Raw genomic sequence first — 20,230 nt, forward strand, 5'->3', positions numbered from 1 at the left:
AGATCGACATAATGTTACGCAGAACATTCCTCGGACTGTTGGGCGCCGCAGGCGCGAGTGCCGCGCTTCCCAAGTCGGCCAAGGCCGGAGGACACGAGTTCCAGCCTCACCCGGACACGCATGGGGTGTTGTTTGACGCCACCCGCTGCATCGGCTGCCGCCGTTGCGAGAAGGCGTGCAACGAAGTCAACGACCTGCCCGCTCCCGACAAACCGTTCGACGACCTCTCCGTCCTGGAGCAGGAACGCCGGACCACCGAGAAGGCCTATACGGTCGTCAACAAATACGCGGGCAAAGGCGGCCCGGTCTTTCGCAAGACCCAGTGCAACCACTGCCTGGAACCCGCCTGCGCCTCGGCCTGCTTCGTGCGGGCCTTCAAGAAGCTGCCCAACGGCGCAGTGGTCTACGACGCCTCCGTGTGCGTCGGCTGCCGCTACTGCATGGTCGCCTGTCCCTTCGGGATCCCGGCCTACGAATACGACGAGCCGATCACTCCCCGGGTCATGAAGTGCACCATGTGCGCCCCGCGCCTGGCCGAGGGCAAGCTCCCCGGCTGCGTGGAGATCTGCCCCAAGGAAGCCCTGGTGTACGGTCCGCGCGAAGAGCTGATCAAGGTTGCCCGCGAGCGCATTCGCCGCTTCCCGGAACGCTACCTGGATCACGTCTACGGTGAAAAGGAAATGGGCGGCACCAGCTGGCTGTATATCTCCGGCGAGCCCTTCTCCAACATCGGCCTGCGCGAGGACCTTGGCACCAAGTCGGCTCCCGAGCTGACCGCCGGCGCCCTGGCCGCCGTGCCCATGGTCGTTGGCCTGTGGCCCGTGGTCCTTGGCGGCATCTGGGCAGTGACCCAGCGCAACGCCAAGATCGCCAATCAGGAAAGGGTGATGGCCGTCAAGGATGCCCTGACCAAGGCCGGTTCCGAGGCCGAGAAGAAACTCGCCGACGAGCTCTCCAAGGCCGAGGTGGCCAACAAGCGCCGCATCGAGGTCGAGGTCAAGAAGGCCGTTGAGGAGGCGCTCTCCGCCAAGGACGACGATGCCGAAAACAATGAGGAGGAGTCCTAGATGTCTGTCGACAACGCCGCTCCCAAAAAGTCGTTTTTTACGCCATTCAACCTCATCGCCACGATGATCCTCATAGCGGGTGTCGTCGTCTCGGTGATGCGGTTCACCGGCGGCCTCGGCGCCGTCACCAACCTTGACCAGAACAATCCGTGGGGCATCTGGATCGGTTTCGACCTGCTCTGCGGTGTGGCACTGGCCGCCGGTGGTTACACCACCTCCGCCGCCTGCTACATCTTCGGTCTCAAGAAGTTCCACGCCGGCGTCCGTCCGGCGATCCTGACCGCCTTCCTGGGCTACGCCCTGGTGGTCTTCGCACTCGGCTACGACGTCGGTCGCCCCTGGCGACTGCCGTACCCCATCTTCGTCCAGCAGGGCACCACGTCCCTGCTGTTTGAAGTAGGCCTGTGCGTCATGCTCTACCTGACCGTGCTGTTCATCGAGTTCTCGCCCGCCGCCCTCGAGTGGCTGGGCATGAGAAAGATCCGCAACATCGTGGTCAAGATGACCCTCGCCCTGACCATCTTCGGCGTGGTTCTGTCCACCCTGCACCAGTCCTCCCTGGGCGCGCTGTTCACCATCGCCCCCTCGAAGCTGCATCCGCTCTGGTACTCCCAGTACCTGCCGCTGTTCTTCTTCGTGTCGAGTATCTGCGCGGGCATGTCCATGGTCATCTTTGAGGGTACCCTCTCCCACAAGCCCATGCACCACTTGATGGATGCGGAGTACCTGGACAATCACGACGGCCTTATTCTTGGATTCGGTAAGGCCACTTCCATCGTGTTGTTCGGGTACTTCGCCATCAAGGTCATCGGCCTGGCCTACGACAACAACTGGCACTACCTGACCACCGGCTACGGCGCGTGGTTCATGGTCGAGATGCTCGGTTTCGTGGCCCTGCCGTCCTTCCTGTACGCCATCGGCGTCCGGGACAGGAACATAACGTTGATCAAGTGGGCCGCCGGACTCACCGTCCTCGGCATCGTCGTCAACCGGTTCAACATCTCCATGGTGGCCTTCAACTACCACCTGCCTGCTGCACTGCGGTACTTCCCGAGCTGGGGCGAGATCACCATCTCCCTGTTCGTGGTTACCATCGGCGTTGTCGTGTTCCGGTTCATCACCACCCGGATGCCCATCTTCTTCGAGCATCCCGATTACAAGGACGAACACTAGGAGGTACGTCATGGAATTCTACAGTCTTCAGGAATACTACACCTTCACCAAGGGCGTCGTGTACCTGCTCATGGGCGGAATTCTCGTAGGGGCGACCCTCTACTGGCAGTTCCTCCTCGGCGGCAACAAGAAGGACGACTAGGCTCACGCCGTCGTTTCGCAATCAACGATATGACATTCAAGGAGAAGCGGAAATGTACGATTTCCTGACAGGGCCGATGCTCTGGGCGACGTTTCTCGTCAGCTTCGGCGGCCTGATAGTGCGAGCCATCATGTATGTGAAGGGTCTCAGCTGGCAGCTCGACCGAGTGGCCTACCGCCCCCACATGAGCTATGGCATGCGCGGAGCCGTTCGCTCCATCCTGGCCTTCATCATCCCGTTTAAAGCCCGGCTGTGGCGCACGCGCCCCGGCTTCACCATCATCTTCTTCGCCTTCCACATCGGGCTGCTGGTCACCCCGATCTTCCTGGAGGCGCACAACGTGATGCTGCAAAAGGCATTCGGCGTGTCCCTGCCGACGCTGCCCACCGGCGTGGCCGACGGCCTGGCCTGGGTCTGCCTGGTCGGCGGGCTGTTCATGGTCCTTCGTCGCATCGCCTTCCCGGAGGTGCGCATCATCACCACGGCCTATGACTACCTGCTGCTGGTCATCACCGTGCTGCCGTTCATCACCGGATTGATCGCCCGCTACGAGATGGGCGACTACAACTTCTGGCTGACGGCGCACATCCTGACCGGTGAAATCTGGCTGCTCAGCCTGCCCTTCACCAAGCTCAGCCACGCCATCCTGTTCTTCATGTCCCGCATGCAGCTGGGCATGGACTACGGCATCAAGCGCGGCGGCATGAAGGGCTCCGACATGGCCTGGTAACCGGGCGATACTGCCAAAGAATGGAGAAGCACAATGCCTGAAGGAAAATTCTGCAACAAGACGCCCATCACCACCGAAGAGCAGCTCAAGGCCACTCTCGGGGATAAGGGCGGCAAGCAATACTACGAAGAAATGAACCACCTGGACGTGGATTCTGAGAAGCTCTGGGGAGCCATTCAGAAGACCATGAAGTCCAGGACCAAAACCTGGTTGGAAATCTGCGCTCACTGCGGCCTCTGCGCCGAGTCCTGCTTCCTCTACCAGGTCAACGGACGGGTGCCCGAACAGGTGCCTTCCTACAAGATCCAGTCCACGCTCGGCCAGATGGTCAAGAAGAAGGGCAAGGTCGACAACGAGTTCATGCAGATGTGCATGGAGACCGCCTGGTCCAAGTGCACCTGCTGCAATCGTTGCGGCATGTACTGCCCCCACGGCATCGACATGGGCGTCATGTTCAGCTACCTGCGCGGCCTGCTCTACTCCCAGGGCTTCGTGCCGTGGGAGCTGAAGATCGGCGCGGGCATGCACCGCGTCTACCGCGCCCAGATGGACGTCACCATGGAAGACTGGGTCGAGACCTGCGAGTGGATGGCCGAGGAGACCGAGGAAGAATGGCCCGGTCTGGAAATCCCCGTGGACAAGGAAGACGCTGACATCATGTACACCTGCAACGCCCGTGAGCCCAAGCACTACCCGGAAGATATCGCCGAAGCGGCCATTCTCTTCCACGTGGCGGGCGAGAACTGGACCGTGCCTTCCGAGGGCTGGGAGCAGACCTCCCTGTCCATGTTCGCCGGTGACTGGGAATGCTGCAAGGACAACGTCGTCAACGTCTACAGCGCCATCGAGCGGCTGCGTCCCAAGCGGGCCATCGGCACCGAGTGCGGTCACGCGCACCGCGCCACCGTCATCGAGGGCCCGTACTGGGCCGGACGTGAGGATGGACAGCCCCCGGCACCGTATATCCACTACGTCGAATGGCTGGCCGAGGCCCTGCGCACCGGCAAGCTCAAGATTGACCCGGCCAAGCGGATCAAAGAGCCCGTCACGCTGCAGGACTCCTGCAACTACGTGCGTAACCAGGGCCTCAAGGACGTGACGCGCGAGATCATCAGCTACATCGTCGAGCCCGGCTACTTCGTGGAGATGGCCCCCAACAAGGAGCACAACTACTGCTGCGGCGGTGGTGGCGGCTTCAACGGCATCGGCCTGTACCGCGAGCAGCGCAACGTGGCCCTGCGCAAGAAGAAGCAGCAGATCCTCGATACCGGCTGCAAGCTGGTCATCGCGCCCTGCCACAACTGCTGGGACGCCATCCGGGACCTGGAAGAAGAGTACGAGATCGGTATCCGCTGGTCCTTCCTCAAGCCGCTGGTCATCGGCATGCTCGACGTGCCGGAGCACCTGCTGCCCAAAGACGAGTAACCATGGCCGGCCGCCTTCGGGCGGCTGAGAGTCAAACCTTCGAGGTGAGATATGTTCAAGAAGATTCTTTTGGCAACCAGCGGTGCTCCGTCCACCTTCGGTGCCGCCCGCGTCGCCTTTGACATGGCCAAACGCTACGGGGCCGAAGTCGTGGTTCTCAACGTCATGGGCGTGCCCACCAAGGCCTTTTCCCAGGTCGTCAACGACGTCCGTACCGGAGAAGAGGTCGAGGTCGACGACGAGTACCGGTCCTGGGTCGAGGAGGAGCTCAAGACCACGTTCGAGAAGCAGTTCGAGACCGTGGAATTCTCCAAGCTCGTGCTGACCACCGGCGTTCCGCACCGTGAAATCCTGCGCTGCGCCCGCGACGAGGACGTGGATATGATCGTCATGGGCGCCAGCTCCGGCGATTCCAATGTCTACCGCAAGGGGTATCCCGGCTCCACACTGCAGCGCGTGGCCAAGGCCGCCCGCTGCCCGGTGATGACCGTGCACCGCGAGACCGCGTCCTACTGGGGCGGTTTCAGCAACATCGTCTTCGCCACCGACTTCTCCAAGCAGGCGGCAAGCGCATTCAAGTTCTCGCTGAACGCCGCCAAGGAGCTCGATAGCGACCTGACCATCCTGCACGCCCTGGACATCAGCGGCAAGGTGCTGGATCAGAACGAGATCGAGGACCGGCTTATCGCTGCCCGCGAGCGCATCCGGGGTACCTACGACCTGGGCGACTTCAAGAATTGCGACATCGAGGTTTGGGAAGGTGTTCCCTACGTTGAAATAGTCAAGATGGCACGCGAACGGTCCGCCGACCTCATCGTCATGGCGCACCACATCCGCGAGCTGGACCCGGAAAAGGCGCGGATCGGCTCCACCATGGAGCAGGTCATCCTGCGCGCCGGCTGTCCGGTGATCAGCGTGTCCAAGCCTGACAAGGTATAGAGAGCGATAACGCGTCAACGTGCCCGGTGAGGGCCGGGCACATAATATTAATGCCGCGACCGGCCTTGGCGGGAGCGGTCGCGGCATAGTCAAGAATCACCGTGTGATTCATGTCTACCAGGAGGGTTATTATGTCCAAGAAGATTCTTATCATCGACGACGACAAGGAAATCCGCTCGTATTTGTCCGAACTGCTCGGCGACAACGGGTATGAGACCGTGACCGCCAACGACGGTTCCGAGGCCGTGGAGATCGCCAAGCGGGAAAAGCCGGATCTCGTTACGCTGGACCTGGAGATGCCCAACGAATGGGGCCCCCGGTTCTACCGCAAAATGACCCAGGACGAAGAGCTGAAGCGTACGCCCGTGGTGGTCATCAGCGGCCTCAACGCGATCAAATACGCTATTCCCAAGGCGGTAGCAAGCCTTACGAAGCCTTTCGAACCGGCTCAATTGCTGAAAATTGTCAAGGACACCATTGGATAGCCAATCGGTTTGGGGTTGATTCATACCGGTCCGCGCGCCGCGAGGCGTGCGGGCCAACTTTTCAGACTTGGACAAGCGCGCGGCTTGAGTATACGTTGCACGGGTTGAGGGGGTTCGCCCCCGGCACCGAGAACACAGGTAGGGCAGATGCCGAAGAAAATCATGGTGGTGGATGACGATCCGGATATCGTCGACTACCTCGTCAACGTATTCGAAGATCACGGTTATGAGACCTGCCGCGCGTCGGACGGGATTTCGGCGTACGATGTGGCCCTGGCAGAGAAGCCGGACCTCATCACGCTGGATATCGAGATGCCCCACGAGTGGGGGCCCCGGTTTTACCGCCGGTTGACGAGTGAGGAGGAGTTCTCCGACATCCCGGTGATAGTCATCAGCGGGCTGTCCGGGATTCATCTGGCCATCCGCAGGGCAGTGGCGACCATCAAGAAGCCGTTTGACCCCGCCGATGTGATCCAGATAGTGCGAGAGGCCCTGGGCGAATAGCCCGGGCCGGTGAACCTTGCGATTTGCGGAAGCCGTGCCGCCTACGGGGGCGAGGCCGGCAATCCGCTGAAGGTGCCTTTGGGGGTAAGATGGGGTTCAGCAAGTTGATGCTCGTGGATGACGAGGAGGGTGTCCGGCGTTTTCTGGGGCTCTCTCTCATGGACATGGGATACCAGGTGGAGACTGCCGGTGACGGCGAGTCCGCCCTGGCCCTGTTCGAGACATTTCGTCCGCAGGTCGTATTCACAGACATCAAGATGCCTGTCATGGACGGCATCGAGCTGCTTCGGCGGATCAAGGCCGATTCTCCTGACACCGAAGTGATCATGATCACCGGCCACGGTGACATGGACATGGCCATCGAGTCCCTCAAGCATGGGGCCTCGGACTTCATCACCAAGCCCATCAATAACGACGTGCTGGAAATCTCCCTGGATCGCGCCAGGGAGCGGTTTTCCATGCGCATGCAGCTCCGCGAGTATACCGAAAATCTCGAACGGCTCGTGGAGGAGAAAACCAGCCGCATCATCGAGCTGGAACGCCAGAACGCCGCATGCCAGGTCGTCCAGGGGCTCTCCTCGGCCCTGTCCAGCGCCGCCCAGGAGGTCGAGACCGGTTCCGGCCTGTTCAACGAGCTTCCCTGTCTGGTCTCCATTCACAACCGCTATCTGGAGATCGTGGCCCACAACAAGCTCTTCGAGGAGCGACTGGGCAACCACGTGGGCTCCAACAGCTTTGATATCTATTCCGACCGCAACTCTCCGGGCAACGCCTGCCCGGTGCAGAAGACCTTCGAGACGGGCAAGGGCCAGCGCTCCAAGGAAAATTTCCTCTCCAGGGACGGGGACGAGATCCCGGTCACGGTCTACACCGCTCCCATCCCGGACAAGGATGGCAACATCGAGCTGGTGCTCGACATCTCCGTGGACATGACCGAGCTCAAGCGTCTCGAAGACGAATTGCTCACGGCCCAGTACAAGTACCAGCGTCTCTTCGATGACGCTCCCTGCTACATTACCGTACAGAATCCGGACCTGACCATTGCCGAGGCGAACCGGAAGTTCGTCAGGGACTTTGGCGATGTGGCCGGAAAATTCTGCTTCGACACCTACAAGCACCGCGAGAACCCCTGTCCGGATTGCCTGGTGGCCAAGACCCTCAAGGACGGCGAGCCCCGGCAGCGGGAGACCGTGGTCACCACCCTGACCGGCGAGCAGAAGAACATGCTGGTCCAGTCCGCGCCCATTTACGACGCCTCGGGCCGGGTTATCCAGGCCATGGAGCTGTCGACGGACATCACCGAAATCCGCAAGTTGCAGGATCACCTGACTTCCCTGGGTATCATGCTCGGTTCCATGTCCCACGGCGTCAAGGGCATGCTTACCTCGCTTGATGGAGGCATCTACCGGTTGGAGTCCGGGCTGCGCAAGGGAGACGAGCAGCGCGTGCAGGACGCCACCAAGACGCTGAAGTCCATGATCGGTCGCGTCAAGAAGATGGTCCTGGACATTTTGTACTACGCCAAGTCCCGCGAGCTGGAGACCGAAAGCGTGGACGCCAGCGTCTTCCTGCGGGATACGGCGGAGATCGGTGGGGCCAAGGCGGAGGTGTCGGGCGTGGAGTTCGTCTGCGACGTGCCCGACGGGCTTGGTGACATCCAGGCCGACACCGCGGCCCTCTCCGCGGCGCTGGTCAATTTCCTGGAAAACGGAGTGGATGCCTGCGACGGTCGCGGTGTTGACGGCGGTGGCCGCCTGGAGTTCTCGGCCCGGCGGGAGAACGGCAACCTGGTCATCACGGTCGCGGATAATGGCATGGGCATGGACCAGGAGACGAAGGATAAGATCTTCACCCTGTTCTTCTCCTCCAAGGGCAAGCGAGGCACCGGCATCGGATTGTTCATCTCCAACCAGACCATCGAACGGCACGGCGGGACCATTCGAGTGGATTCGTCGCCGGACACGGGGTCGATTTTCACCATAATTCTGCCTGACCGGCTCAGTTGAGCCTTGGGCCGCGCATCGGCCTCCGGCACCTCCGCTCCCGGCTGATTGTCAGGAGCCGCCCGCTGTGGTATGCCGGTTCCTCACGGGGCGCGGCTTCCGCTCTCCTTTTTCGCTTTTCGAGTACGCCGCAATGAAACTGACCACACGAAGCCGTTACGGAACCCGCCTCCTCCTCGACATCGCCCTGCACAGCCAGGACGGCAGCCCCGTGCCCAGCAAAGACACGGCACGGAGGGAAGGGCTGTCGCTCAAGTACCTGGAGCGGCTCATTCAGATGCTCAAGCAGGCGGGCTACGTCAAGGGTAAGCGCGGCCCCAACGGGGGCAACGTGCTGATCCGCGAGCCTGCGGACATCTCCATCGGTGAAGTGGCCCGGATTCTTGACGGCGAGGAACAGGTTCTGGGGTGTGAGGGGGATGTCACCACCTGCCCGCGTGCCGCCGTCTGTCTCAAACGGTCCATCTGGGACGACGCCAGCATGGCCATGTACAAGATGCTCGACTCCTATTCCCTGGCAGACCTGATGAAGGACGCGTATCTGTGTCCGCATAATCCGCCGCAAGAGGAATAGACGCCCGACCGCGATCGGAAACAACCAAGGCCATGAGGGAGGCTGCACGTTGTTCAAGAGATTTCGAGAAAGCCTGATTGCCAAGATGATCCTGTCCGGGGGAGTGACGCTGCTGCTCTGCGTATTCCTGTGGACGGGATTCAACGTTTTCTACTTCAAGCGTAATGTGGAAGACAACGTCATGTCCGACATCGCCATGTTGTCGGACACGATCATGCTCGGCCTGCACTACGCCATGATGCTCGACTCCGAGAAGGACATCGAGGAGAACATCAACAATATCAGCAAGCAGGAAGACATCCGCAATATCCGCGTCTACAACAAGGAAGGGCGCATCGTTTTTTCCAATATCCCGGAGGAGGTGGGGACCACCATCGACCGGACGGCCCCTTCCTGCCGGAGCTGCCACCAGTACGATCCGCCGCCCGCGACCATGCCCCTGTCCGAACGCAGCCGGATGTTCAAGTCGGGGGGTGAGCGGCTGATGGGCATCATGACGCCCATTCCCAATTCCGAGGGGTGTTCGCCCGGGCCGTGTCACGTGCACAGCAACGACGAGAAGGTCCTGGGCCTGCTGGACGTGAGCCTGAACATGGACAAGAAGAACGCCATGATCGCCACCTTCGAGCAGGTCAACGTGGGCATCTCCGTGGTGGTTTTCGTGGCCACGTTCATCGCCCTGTTCGTCTTCACCTACAAATTTATCTTCCGGCCCATCACGCGCTACATCAAGGCTACGCGGGGCATCAGCGAGGGGTATGCCTTTTCGCCCATCGACGTGGAGCAGGCCGACGAGATCGGGACCCTGGGACAGGCCTTCAACATCATGGGCCAGCGTGTTTCGGAAAAGCACCGCGAGCTGATGGAGCAGCGGGAGGAATTCCGCAACCTGTTCGACAACGTGCCTTGTCTGGTCAGCGTGGTGGACAGGGATTTCCGGGTGGTGCAGCACAACAACGCCTACGAGCGCCACTTCGGCCTGCCCATGGGCAACCGCTGCTGGCAGATCAACAAGGGGCGGCTCGAAAAATGCGAGGCGTGCCCTGTGGAGCGGACTTTCGAGGACGGCCTTTCGCACATGAGCGAGGAGTCCGGCCTGTCCAAGGACGGCAAGCCCATCCACTGGATCGTCTACACCTCGCCCGTGCACGACAAGCACGGCAAGGTGGTGGCGGCCATGGAGATGATGATCGACATCACCTGGCGCAAGGAGCTGGAGAGCCGCCTTGCCCAGTCCGAGCGGCGTTATCACGCCATCTTCGACTCCATTCCCAACGCCATCTTCATCCTGGATCGGGAGTCCCTGGAGATTCTCAACTGCAACGACTCCTCGGAGGGCATCTACGGATGGGCTCCCCAGGAGCTGCGCGGCCGCTCCTTCCTGGAGTTCTTCCGAGAGGAGGAACTCTCCGACTGGAACCATCTTGTCCGCTCCAAGGGCGAGATCGAGCTGTGTACGCACATCACCCGGACCGGCAAGCCGATCTTCGTGTTCATGCGCATCTCGCCAGCCAGCTTCGACGACAGGGAAACCCTGATAGTCACCTGCACGGACGTGACCAAGCGCATGGAGGCCGAGCAGCAGCTCATCCAGGCGAGCAAGATGACCACTCTGGGCGAGATGTCCACGGGCGTGGCTCATGAGCTCAACCAGCCGCTGACCATCCTCAAGGCCATCTCCAATTTGCTCTCTCGCAAGGTTTCCAGGAAAGCCCCGGTGGAGCCGGGGATCATGGAGGAGATGGCCGAGGGCATCTCCACCCATGTGGACCGGGCGAGCAAGATTATCGAGCACATGCGGGAATTCGGGCGCAAGGCGGACCTCAAGACCATGCCGGTGCAGCTGAACGAGGTGCTGGAGCGTGGTTTCGAGTTCTTCAGCCAGCAGCTCAAGGTCCACAACATTGAGGTGGTCTGGGACCTGGATAAGAACCTCCCCATGATCATGGCCGACTCCAACCGGCTGGAGCAGGTGGTGGTCAACCTGTTGCTCAACGCCAGGGACGCCATCGAGGAGAAGTGGAAGGGGCGCGGACTGGACGCGGACAAGCGCATTCATATCCGTTCCTTCCGCAAGGACTCTAGCGTCTTCTTCCGGGTCTGCGACACGGGCGCGGGTATCCCCGACCCCATCCGCGACAGGTTGTTCGAGCCCTTCTTCACCACCAAGAGCGTGGGCAAGGGCACAGGACTGGGCCTGTCCATCTCCTACGGTATCGTGGGCGACTACGGCGGAGACATCAAGGTCGTGGAGTGGGAGGGCGAGGGCGCCTGCTTCGAGATTTCCTTCCCGGTTGCCGAGTGCGGGATGTAACCGGTTTCTCGGTACGTCTGCCGGACTGATTCAGGCGTTGCGGGCAAGGGAGGTGAGTACCGCCTCCCGGATTCGTGCCGCCAGTTCCTCGGCCTCCGTGGGCTTGAACAGGAAGTCGAACGCTCCGGCGCGAATTGCCTTGATGCCGTCCAGAACGCTGCCCTGGCCGGTGAGCATGATCACCGGTACGCCGGGGAAGCGCCTGCGTAGGGCCTTGAGCGTTTGCACGCCGTCCAGTCCGGGCATCAGCACGTCCAGCACCACCACGTCCACCGGAGCCCTCTCCAGAATGCAATAGGCCTCGTAGCCGTCCGTAGCCGTTTCCACAGCCATACCCAGCCTGCCCAGCCGTTTTGCCATGACGGCGGTGAACTCGCTTTCGTCGTCCACCAGCAGGACACGGATGGGGATGGGGCAAAGAGTCATGCCTTCCTGTGTTTCAAGGGGCATGCCAGCAGCACTTCCTGCGTCCGTTATTCTTTGCGAAATTTTATTTCAAAAAAATATTCAGTAATTTCATTTTGATATCTTTTGGTACGCCTGTTGGCTTAAATAAATTGGATACGTGAACTTTCTTTTTCCATTTGATATCGACTGGCGAACCTGCGGCAAGCGGTACGAAACGTACCGCTTGCCGCTCTGTTTTGATTTTATCCGGTACGATCAGGGCTTTTGTGACCTTTTCACCGGGAGTGGGGCGAATGGTGCCATTGATACAAAAAGTACCGGTTTAGTCTGTTTCAGCTACCAAATCGGCCACCGATTCCTTGATGGAGAGCGTGAATGGCCGGGATCTGCATTACGGTTGCTTGAGCTAAATAAGCTTTTATTTCAATAGGTAGAAGTGCTTTTTGCTGCGTCTGACCTGATGTGACGTGGTCGGAGGCTGGCATGTGCCTTGCTCATTGGGAAATGACAGGGCGCAGGACCGCGCCCGAAGGAAAGCACCATGCCCCCGGAAAAGAAAGCATACGACAAACTTACGCGGAACATCGCGCTGTCCGTGATCACGGTGTCCATCGCACCGCTGATCATGGTCGGGGGGCTCATCTTCGACCAGTTCCGGTCCATCTATCATGAAAAGGTCTACGCCCATCTGGCCGAGGTGGTGGACAAGCACGCGGTCAACATTGACGATTTTTTGCGGGAAAAGTTGTATGAAACACAGTATCTGGCCGGAGTTCATACCTACGGGGAACTGGTCGAGCCCGGGGTCATGGAGCGGGTGCTCAGAAGTATGCAGTCGCAGTTCGGCCGCATCTTCGTTGACTTGGGCGTCGTCGACAGTACCGGCCACCAGGTCGCCTATGCAGGGCCTTACGCCCTGTTGGGCGCCGATTATTCCCAAGCCACCTGGTACCTGGACTCCCGCTCCGGGACCGCGTCCATCAGCGACGTGTTCGAGGGGCTCCGGCAGTCGCCCCATTTCATCATCGCCGCGAACAGCGGGGAAGCGGACCACCCGTGGACCCTGCGCGCCACCATCGACTTCCTGGCCTTCAGCAACATGGTCGAGAATATCCGCATGGGTGAGACCGGCTATGCCTACATTCTCAATGAGGACGGCGTGTTCCAGACCCGTCCTCCCCAGAACCGGGTCAAGGACATGGCCCTGGAGCCGGGCAGGATCGTTCGCTTCAAGGGCGCGCCTTCCGGCGTGACCATCAGGGAGTCCAAAGGCGATGACGGGGAGACCTATCTGACCGTCTCCTCACTGCTCAAGAACGGCCAGTGGAAGCTGATCTACCGTCAGGCCGAGTCCGACGCCTTCTCCGATATGGTCCACGCCGAATACGTTACCCTGGCAATCTTTCTGTTGGGCGGCCTGGCCATCGTGGTCATGGCGGTGCTCATCTCCCGCAAGCTGGTGGCCCGCTGGCGCTCCCTGGATCGCGAGTCCGAGCTCATCAACAAGCAGATGGTCGAGACCGGCAAGCTGGCCGCCATCGGCGAGCTGGCGGCAGGCATTGCCCACGAGATCAACAACCCGGTGGCGATCATGATCGAGGAAGCCGGGTGGGCAGGCGATCTGCTGGCGGACGAGGGGCGCGAGCTGCGTTCCGCCGAAGAGATAGACCGCGCCCTGCGCCAGGTGCGCACTCAGGGCAAGCGGTGCAAGGACATCACCCACAAGCTGCTCAGTTTCGCCCGCCAGACCGACTCCCGCGCCAATCCGGTCCACCTCCCGGACCTCATACGCGAGATCGTGGGGCTCTCCGAGCAGCAGGCTCGTTTCGCCCACGTGGATTTTACGCTGGACCTGCCGGAATCCATGCCTCTGGTCAACGGCTCGGCCACCGAGCTGCAACAGGTTTTTCTCAATCTCATCAACAACGCCATGCAGGCCATGGAGCTCTCGGGCGGCGAACTTTCTGTCGCCTGCCGAGAAGAGCACGGCCAGGCCGTGATTGAAGTCCGGGACACCGGTCCCGGAATCCCGGCCGCCAACCTCAGCCGTATTTTCGAGCCTTTCTTCACCACCAAACCGGTGGGCAAGGGCAGCGGCCTGGGGTTGTCCATCTGCTACGGGATCATCCACCGCATGGGTGGTGACATAGACGTCGATAGCGTGGTGGGCTCGGGCACCCGGTTCACAGTCCGGCTGCCTTTCCCGCCCCCCGGACATTTTCAGGAAAGCAAAAAGGAGATTCGTCATGACTGATGCCATCGTGTTGCTCGTGGACGATGAGGAAGGTTTCGTCGAGGCCATGTCCAAGCGGCTGAGCAAGCGGAACATGACCGTCTACAAGGCGTTCGACGGAGACCAGGCCCTGGCCCGGCTCGCCGAACACCGGGACATTCAGGTGGTGATTCTCGACATGAAGATGCCGGGCAAGGACGGCCTGGTGGTGCTTCAGGAGATCAAGGAGGCGGCCCCCATGGTGGAGGTGATCATGCTCACCGGCCACGCCACGGTGCCCACGGCCGTGGAGGGCATCCAGTACGGAGCCTACGACTATCTGATGAAGCCCTGCGATTTCAACACCCTCAACGAGAAGATCCTTGAGGCCGTGGAGCTGTTCAAGCGGCACGATGAAGAGGCTGTAGAAGCCCGTGTCGGCGACATTGCCCAGCGCATGATCTGACCCCGGAGGAAGAGGAATCATGATCGGGAACGGAAAGGACGTCAGGCTGCTGCTGGTGGACGACGAGACCGGTTTTGCCGACGTGGTCTGCAAGCGCATGTCCCATCGGGGCGTGCTTGCCACGTCCGCATCCAGCGGCGAAGAGGCGGTTCGCCTCCTGCGGGAGTGCGAATTCGACGTGGCCGTGGTGGACCTCAAGCTCGAAGGCATGAGCGGGATCGAGATCCTTAAGGTCTTCAAGCTGATGGTCCCGGCCATGCCGGTGGTCATGCTTACCGGCCACGGCAGCGGCGATGCCCGACAGGCGTGCCTTGAGCTAGGAGCGGCCTGCTATCTTTCCAAGCCCGTGGATTTCGAACGGCTCCTGGTCAAGATTCTCTGGCTCGGGAAGGGAGGGAAGGCCGCATGAGCGAAGTACGAGTTCTGCTGGTGGACGACGAACCCCGGTTTTCCGCGCCCCTGGGAAAGCGGTTGGCCAAGCGCGGATTCGCGGTCGGCACCGTGGACAGCGGACAGAAGGCCCTGGACCTGCTGGAGACAGAGGGCTTCGACGTGGTCCTGCTCGACATCAAGATGGCGGGCATGGACGGCATCAACACTCTGGGAAAGCTCAAGCGGCGACATCCCAGAGTGGAGGTGATCATGCTCACGGCCCATGCCAACACGGAGATGGTCATTTCCTGCCTGGCCATGGGGGCGTGCGACTATTTGTTGAAACCCGCGGACATGGAAGAGCTGGTCAGGAAGATCGGTGAGGCCGTGCGCCGCGACAACCGGAAACCGGCAGACCGGTAGCCGGACAGAGACTGGAAACAACCTTAAGAGGAAGAGAGGAAGCCATGAGATTTTTCAAGGATTGGGGCCGATTCATGATGGCCGGGGCAGGCGCTCTGGCCAGATGGGAAATAGAGAACGCCAAGTCCATCACCGGAAGCCGGAAAAAGCTGCTGCTCATCGCGCTGCTGACCATCCCGGCCGTCCTGGGCAGCATCGCCTTCGCCGACCAGATCGGACCGGCGCTGCCCGACCTGCTCGGCGGCAAGAAGGCCTACAGCCCGGCCTTCTACAGCCTGGGGATCTACATGGTGTCCATCGCCATCGGCATGGGTGCCGGGTTGATCACCGGCTGTATCGGCGCGGGCGGCGGCTTCATCATCGCCCCGGCGCTCATGAGCGCGGGCATCAAGGGCATCCTGGCCGTGGGCACCGACCTGTTCCACATCTTTGCCAAGGCGATCATGGGCAGCGTCATCCACCGCAAGCTCGGCAACGTGTCCGTGGCACTGGCCGCGGTCTTCCTGATCGGCGCCGTGCTCGGGGCCACCACGGGCGGCGTGATCAACCGGATGCTCTATGAGATCAACCCCGTGCTCAGCGACGCGTTCATCACCACGGTCTATTCGCTCATGCTCGGCTTCCTGGGCTTCTATGCCCTCACCGACTTCCTGCGCTCGCGCAAGGCCGGGAAGGGCGGCGACGCCCACGGCGGCGGCGAAGGCGCTGAGCTGGGCGGCCTCTCCCGTTCCCTGCAGGACGTCAAGTTCCCGCCCATGATCAAGTTCGACGAGGACCTTATTCCCGGCGGACGGCGCATCTCCTGGGTGTTCCTGGTCCTGTCCGGCATGCTCGTCGGCCTGGCTGCGGGCATCATGGGCGTCGGCGGCGGGTTCCTGACCTTCCCCATCTTCGTCTACATCCTGGGCGTCTCGTCCATGACCACGGTCGGCACCGACATCTTCCAGATCGTGTTCACCGCAGGCTTCGCGTCCATCACCCAGTACGCCATCTACGGCTTCATCTTCTTCACCCTGGCCATGGGCATGCTCATCGGCTCCCTGCTCGGCATCCAGATCGGGGCTCTTGTGACCAAGGTCGTGCCCGGCATCACCATCCGGGGATTCTACGCCATGGCCGTCCTGGCCGGGTTCATGAACCGGATCTTCGCCCTGCCCAGCAAGCTCGGTGAAATGGGGGTCATCTCCATCTCGCCCGGCCTGGGATCGCTACTCAATAACATCGGCATCTGGCTGTTCTTCATCGTTATCGGCGGGTTCTCGGTCTGGGTCATCGGCACCTTCCTGAAGAACATCCCGGTACTCAAGCGAGAGGAGGCATAGTCATGATTTACAACAAGAAAGAGTTCTACGGAGGGGCCGGTCTTCTGGTCGTCTTCTTCATCGTCCTGGTCATCATGTTCCAGCCCATCTTCAGCGGCCACAACGCCATGCAGTACCTGGACAACCTCTACAACTCCATCTCCAAGGGGTCCGTGGAATACGCCCCGGCCATGAAGCCGGAAGTGGCGGCAGTCATGGGCAAGACCGTGGACCTGACCCTGGCCTATCCCAGCGAGGCCGAAGCCGCCCAGTCAGCGAAGATGTTCGCCATGACCGGCGTGGTGGCCGCGGCCTCCGGAACCGAGGTCAAGGTCTCGGGCTCCCTGGGGAGCATCCTGAACGGCACCCTTGAGGATTCCTCGGCCCTGTACGGCAACGACGGCAAGTACCTGGAGGACAAGTACGGCCTGGACGCGCGGCGGCCGGTCTACAACTGGTGGACGAGTCTGAAGCTCATGGACAAGGCGCTCAAGAAGCAGAAGGAGTTCGCCTCGGCCAAGCTGGCTAACACCGTGCAGAAGAAGGTGGTGGAGGCGGCCTACAACTATTACGGCGTGGAGCCCGTCCACATCATGGACAAGCTCGGGCTGGTCATCTTCTCCCTGGCCTTCTACGTCTTCTACACCCTTTGGTACGGCTTCGCCATCCTCTTCGTCTTCGAAGGATGGGGCCTGCGACTGAGTCATTGATTTGCAAACGGACCACACACCATACCCTCAGCACGTCCCGGCGGTAATCCTGCCCGCCGGGGCGTGCGCCCCTCTTTTCGGGAAAGGGTTTACTTGCCGGTACGGACATTATATTTCTTCATGATGAGGAAAGCGCGATGAACCTCCAGAATTATTATGAAACGGTGATGGAGCTGTCCCACGGCATCGTGGTCGCTCTCGATCTGAACGGAGGCATCATCCACGGCAACTCCGAGCTGGTGGCCATGTCCGGCTACACCATCGAGGAGCTGGCCGGACGGGACTGGTTCGAGACGTTCATCCCGAAGGGAGAGCGGCGCATGGCCCGGCGGGCCATCCTCAAGAAGGCGAGGGGCAAGGACGTCTCCGCCTTCGCCGGGGTCATCCGTGCCAAGGACGGGGACACGGTCTACGTCAACTGGAACCTCAAACCCCTGACCGATTCCAACGGCGACCCGGTCTCCCTGCTCTGCGTGGGCCAGGATGTCACCGACCTGATCCTGCGAGAGAAGGCTCTGCTCAGGGAGCGGGCCAACCTCGTGGAGCGAAACAAGCAGCTCCACTGCCTGTACGCGGTCAGCCTGCTCATGGGCGACGTGGACATGAGCCCGGATTCCGTATTGGACCGGATCGTGGACCTGCTTCCCTCGGCCTTCCGCAACCCCGCCTCCACCCACGCGCGCCTGGCCCTGGATCGGAAGACCCGCGAAACGCCGGGGTACGAGCCTTCGGAAACCGTGCTCAGCGAACGGATCATGGTCAACCGGGAGAAGCGGGGACGCCTTTCCGTGGCCGTCAAGCACGACGCGCCCGGTCTGGCCGGGGAGCCTTTTACCGAAGGCGAGCGGGGGCTTTTCGCCACCGTGGCCCGGCAGGTGGCCATCGTGGTCTCCAAGAAGGAGATGCGCGAGGCCAAGCAGGAACTCGAGCGCCAGCTTCGGCAGGCGGACCGGCTTGCCAAGATCGGACAATTTTCCGCCGGTGTGGCCCACGAGATCAACGAACCCCTGGCCAACATCCTCGGGTTTGCAGAGCTGGCCCGCCAGGCCGATGGGTTGCCGGATCAGGTCAAGGCCGATCTGGGCGCGATCATCGACTCCTCGCTGCACGCGCGGGAGATCGTCCGCAAGCTGATGTTCTTCAGCCGCAAGCTGCCCCCGCAGCTCATGCCCCTCGACCTCAACGAGACCGTGGAGCAGGCCCTGCGCATCACCGAATCGCAGGCCAAGCGCGGCAACATAGAGATCGTGCGCGACTACGCCAGCCCCGCTCCTCGGGTCACGGCCGACCCGCAGCACCTCAAGCAGGTGGTGGTCAACCTGGTAGCCAACGCCATCCAGGCCATGGAGCGGGACGGCACGGTGCGGGTGACCACATCCAGCGTTCAGGACGACGCGTACCTCATCGTGGAGGACACCGGTCCCGGCATGGCCCCCGAGGTGGTCAAGCACATCTTCACCCCGTTTTTCACCACCAAGGACGTGGATCAGGGCACCGGGCTCGGTTTGTCCGTGGTTCACGGCATCGTCAAGGCCCACGGCGGCTTCATCCAGGTCGACTCCACTCCCGGCGAGGGCGTGCGGGTTGAGGTCGTTTTCCCCAGCCCCGGAACCCGCAAGGAGGGCGCGGCATGAGTGATGATATCCGGATACTGGCGGTGGACGACTCCAAGTCCACCCTGGAAGTGCTCAAGCGGAACCTGCTCCCCGAAGGGTACGAGGTCTACACCTGCGAGCGGGTGGACGAGGCGCTGCCACTGCTCGAAGAGCTGGACATCGACCTTGTCATCACCGACTACCGCATGCCCCAGGCCACCGGGCTGGACCTGATCAAGCACGTGCGCGGGAATCATCCGGACATGGAGATCATGATGATCACCGGGTATCCGTCCATCCCGGGCGCGGTGGAGGCCATCAAGGACGGCGCGGGTGAGTACCTGGCCAAGCCCTTCACCACCGAGGAGCTGCTCTCGGCAGTGGAGCGCATCGTGTCCCGCCTTCAGCAGCGTCGTGTATTCTCCACGCCGGACACCCCGCCGGACAACTTCGGAATTATCGGCAACTCGCCGGAGATGGCGCGGGTATTCCGGCGCATCGGCAAGGCCGCTGCCAGCGACGCCAACGTGCTCATCTCCGGGCAGTCGGGCACGGGTAAGGAATTGGTGGCGCGCGCGGTGCATTACAACAGCGATCGCCGGTCGGCCTCGTTCGTGCCGGTCAACTGCACGGCCATCCCGGACAGTCTGGTGGAGAGCGAGTTGTTCGGCCACGTAAAGGGGGCGTTCACCGGGGCCAAGGAGGCCCGCGCCGGATTCTTCGAGATCGCCCACGGCGGCTCCATCTTTCTGGACGAGATCGGCGACGCCAGCCCGAACATGCAGGCCAAGCTGCTGCGCGTCATCCAGGCCAAGGAGTTCACCAAGGTCGGTTCCAGCCGGGTGCACCGGGTGGACACCCGCATCCTGGCTGCCACCCACAAGGATCTGAAGCAGATGGTGGCCGAGGGCACCTTCCGTGAGGATCTTTTTTACCGGATCAACGTGGTGGACATCACGGTCCCGGCCCTGTGCGAGCGGGGGGACGACATCCTGTTGCTGATCAACTATTTCCTGACCAAGTTCTCCAAGGGCATGCACCGGACGCCGCCAGGCCTGAGCGATGAGGTCCTTCATGCCCTCCAACGCCACCCCTGGCCGGGCAACGTGCGCGAGCTGGAGAACCTCATCCAGAAGCTGGTGGTCATCGTGGATCACGACCCCATCGAGATCACGGACCTGCCCGACGCCATGCGCTTCAGCCTGCCCAGGGAGGGCAACGTCAGCCGTACCCTGGCCGAGGTGGAGTACGAGCACATCCGCAACGTGCTGTCCATGACCCGCGACAACAAGACGAGGGCGGCCGAGGTGCTGGGCATCAACCGCAAGACGCTCCGTGAAAAGCTCAAGCGGATGGAGGAGTTCGGGGGCGGAGAGGAGTAGCCGCC

The 20,230-nt window shown here is 61.5% G+C and carries 20 protein-coding genes; 19 read left to right on the top strand and 1 reads right to left on the bottom strand.

Annotated features, from left to right (window positions below; genetic code table 11):
* The first annotated feature begins 11 nt into the window (after positions 1-11).
* From hmcB to GM415_RS09570, 11 genes are all read left to right on the top strand, one after another.
* Entirely contained in the window at positions 12-1,067 is a 1,056-nt protein-coding gene (gene hmcB, locus GM415_RS09520) for a sulfate respiration complex iron-sulfur protein HmcB (protein ID WP_158947584.1), read from the top strand.
* Positions 1,068-2,240 carry a sulfate respiration complex protein HmcC gene (hmcC, locus tag GM415_RS09525; RefSeq protein WP_158947586.1) on the top strand — a complete coding sequence of 391 codons (1,173 nt, stop codon included), beginning with the start codon at positions 1,068-1,070 and terminating at the stop codon, positions 2,238-2,240. It begins immediately after the preceding gene.
* A gap of 10 nt (positions 2,241-2,250) precedes the next feature.
* Entirely contained in the window at positions 2,251-2,382 is a 132-nt protein-coding gene (gene hmcD, locus GM415_RS09530; RefSeq protein WP_158947588.1) for a sulfate respiration complex protein HmcD, read from the top strand.
* Positions 2,383-2,434: 52 nt separating this feature from the next.
* Positions 2,435-3,112, top strand: coding sequence for a sulfate respiration complex protein HmcE (gene hmcE / locus GM415_RS09535; RefSeq protein ID WP_158947590.1), 678 nt, complete (start codon positions 2,435-2,437; stop codon positions 3,110-3,112).
* A 33-nt stretch (positions 3,113-3,145) separates the two neighbouring features.
* Positions 3,146-4,537: a sulfate respiration complex iron-sulfur protein HmcF gene (gene hmcF / locus GM415_RS09540; RefSeq protein WP_158947592.1), complete on the top strand. Its 1,392-nt coding sequence runs from the start codon at positions 3,146-3,148 to the stop codon at positions 4,535-4,537.
* Positions 4,538-4,588: 51 nt separating this feature from the next.
* On the top strand, positions 4,589-5,476 hold the full coding sequence (locus GM415_RS09545) for a universal stress protein (RefSeq protein WP_158947594.1): 888 nt from the start codon (positions 4,589-4,591) through the stop codon (positions 5,474-5,476).
* A 131-nt stretch (positions 5,477-5,607) separates the two neighbouring features.
* A complete protein-coding gene (divK, locus tag GM415_RS09550) occupies positions 5,608-5,961 on the top strand; it encodes a DVU0259 family response regulator domain-containing protein (protein ID WP_158947596.1) in 354 nt (117 codons plus the stop codon).
* 147 nt (positions 5,962-6,108) lie between these two features.
* A complete protein-coding gene (gene divK / locus GM415_RS09555; RefSeq protein WP_158947598.1) occupies positions 6,109-6,465 on the top strand; it encodes a DVU0259 family response regulator domain-containing protein in 357 nt (118 codons plus the stop codon).
* Positions 6,466-6,554: 89 nt separating this feature from the next.
* A complete protein-coding gene (locus GM415_RS09560; protein ID WP_158947600.1) occupies positions 6,555-8,471 on the top strand; it encodes a response regulator in 1,917 nt (638 codons plus the stop codon).
* Between the two features lie 130 nt (positions 8,472-8,601).
* Positions 8,602-9,042 (top strand): RrF2 family transcriptional regulator, encoded by a 441-nt coding sequence (locus GM415_RS09565; RefSeq protein WP_158947602.1) that lies wholly within the window; start codon positions 8,602-8,604, stop codon positions 9,040-9,042.
* A gap of 49 nt (positions 9,043-9,091) precedes the next feature.
* Positions 9,092-11,356 (top strand): PAS domain S-box protein, encoded by a 2,265-nt coding sequence (locus tag GM415_RS09570; RefSeq protein WP_158947604.1) that lies wholly within the window; start codon positions 9,092-9,094, stop codon positions 11,354-11,356.
* Between the two features lie 30 nt (positions 11,357-11,386).
* Here GM415_RS09570 and GM415_RS09575 read toward each other — a convergent pair whose 3' ends face one another.
* A complete protein-coding gene (locus GM415_RS09575) occupies positions 11,387-11,806 on the bottom strand; it encodes a response regulator (RefSeq protein WP_199244279.1) in 420 nt (139 codons plus the stop codon).
* Positions 11,807-12,305: 499 nt separating this feature from the next.
* On the opposite strand from GM415_RS09575, the gene GM415_RS09580 reads away from it, so the two are divergent.
* From GM415_RS09580 to GM415_RS09615, 8 genes are all read left to right on the top strand, one after another.
* Positions 12,306-14,018 (top strand): sensor histidine kinase, encoded by a 1,713-nt coding sequence (locus tag GM415_RS09580; protein WP_158947606.1) that lies wholly within the window; start codon positions 12,306-12,308, stop codon positions 14,016-14,018.
* The gene (locus GM415_RS09585) at positions 14,011-14,442 is read left to right on the top strand and encodes a response regulator (protein ID WP_158947608.1); all 432 of its coding nucleotides are present in this window, start codon (positions 14,011-14,013) and stop codon (positions 14,440-14,442) included. The genes GM415_RS09580 and GM415_RS09585 overlap by 8 nt, the downstream gene beginning before the upstream one ends.
* Before the next feature lie 19 nt (positions 14,443-14,461).
* The gene (locus GM415_RS09590; protein ID WP_158947610.1) at positions 14,462-14,851 is read left to right on the top strand and encodes a response regulator; all 390 of its coding nucleotides are present in this window, start codon (positions 14,462-14,464) and stop codon (positions 14,849-14,851) included.
* Entirely contained in the window at positions 14,848-15,237 is a 390-nt protein-coding gene (locus tag GM415_RS09595) for a response regulator (RefSeq protein WP_158947612.1), read from the top strand. The genes GM415_RS09590 and GM415_RS09595 overlap by 4 nt, the downstream gene beginning before the upstream one ends.
* Positions 15,238-15,281: 44 nt before the next feature.
* Positions 15,282-16,559, top strand: coding sequence for a sulfite exporter TauE/SafE family protein (locus GM415_RS09600; protein WP_158947614.1), 1,278 nt, complete (start codon positions 15,282-15,284; stop codon positions 16,557-16,559).
* A 2-nt stretch (positions 16,560-16,561) separates the two neighbouring features.
* The gene (locus GM415_RS09605) at positions 16,562-17,248 is read left to right on the top strand and encodes a hypothetical protein (protein ID WP_158947616.1); all 687 of its coding nucleotides are present in this window, start codon (positions 16,562-16,564) and stop codon (positions 17,246-17,248) included.
* A gap of 137 nt (positions 17,249-17,385) precedes the next feature.
* The gene (locus tag GM415_RS09610) at positions 17,386-18,882 is read left to right on the top strand and encodes a PAS domain-containing sensor histidine kinase (protein WP_158947618.1); all 1,497 of its coding nucleotides are present in this window, start codon (positions 17,386-17,388) and stop codon (positions 18,880-18,882) included.
* The gene (locus tag GM415_RS09615) at positions 18,879-20,225 is read left to right on the top strand and encodes a sigma-54-dependent transcriptional regulator (RefSeq protein ID WP_158947620.1); all 1,347 of its coding nucleotides are present in this window, start codon (positions 18,879-18,881) and stop codon (positions 20,223-20,225) included. Before GM415_RS09610 ends, GM415_RS09615 begins: the two co-directional genes overlap by 4 nt.
* Positions 20,226-20,230: the final 5 nt, after the last annotated feature.

It is taken from the genome of Pseudodesulfovibrio cashew (assembly GCF_009762795.1).
In the GTDB taxonomy this organism is placed as follows: Bacteria; Desulfobacterota; Desulfovibrionia; order Desulfovibrionales; family Desulfovibrionaceae; genus Pseudodesulfovibrio; species Pseudodesulfovibrio cashew.